This is a genomic window from Oleiphilus sp. HI0125 (assembly GCF_001635355.1).
In genome coordinates this window covers 1-687 of the sequence record NZ_LWGF01001058.1, presented here as the reverse complement: position 1 = coordinate 687, position 687 = coordinate 1, and the positions used below count along the sequence as shown (strand labels likewise).

Below are 687 nucleotides of genomic sequence, written 5' to 3'. Positions count from 1 at the left end.
GCTTAAAAAAGTACTCATCGCAAACCGTGGAGAAATCGCTTTACGGATTTTGCGTGCGTGTAAAGAAATGGGTATCCATAGCGTTGCAGTTCACTCAAAAGTTGATCGCGACCTGATGCACGTTAGGCTTGCCGATGAATCCGTTTGCATTGGCGGAAATCAACCCACGGAAAGCTATCTGAACATTCCAGCGATTATCGCTGCCGCGGAAGTGACTAACGCAGATGCTATTCACCCAGGCTATGGATTCCTTGCTGAAAACCCTGATTTTGCTGAACAAGTTGAGCGCAGTGGTTTTACCTTCATTGGCCCTAGCGCCGATGTTATTCGACTAATGGGTAATAAAGTTTCAGCAATTCAAGCAATGAATCAAGCTGGTGTACCAACGGTTCCAGGCTCTAACGGCCCACTGAGTGACAACACAGCAGACACAATAGCGATCGCAAAATCTATCGGTTTTCCGGTGATGATCAAAGCAGCCTCTGGTGGCGGTGGACGCGGAATGCGCGTTGTCTACGAAGAATCAGAACTAGTTAATTCAATTGCCCTTACCAAGCAAGAGGCAAAAAATGCATTTGGCGATGATACCGTTTACTTAGAAAAATTCCTCGATAGGCCTCGCCATGTGGAGGTCCAAGTACTCGCGGACGGTCAAGGCAAAGCCATTCACCTTGGCGATCGAGACTG

General features: G+C 47.7%; 1 protein-coding gene. It reads left to right on the top strand.

The window, feature by feature from the left end; genetic code table 11:
- On the top strand, positions 1 to 687 hold a 687-nt coding region (locus tag A3762_RS18150; RefSeq protein WP_304439295.1), incomplete at both ends, for a biotin carboxylase N-terminal domain-containing protein.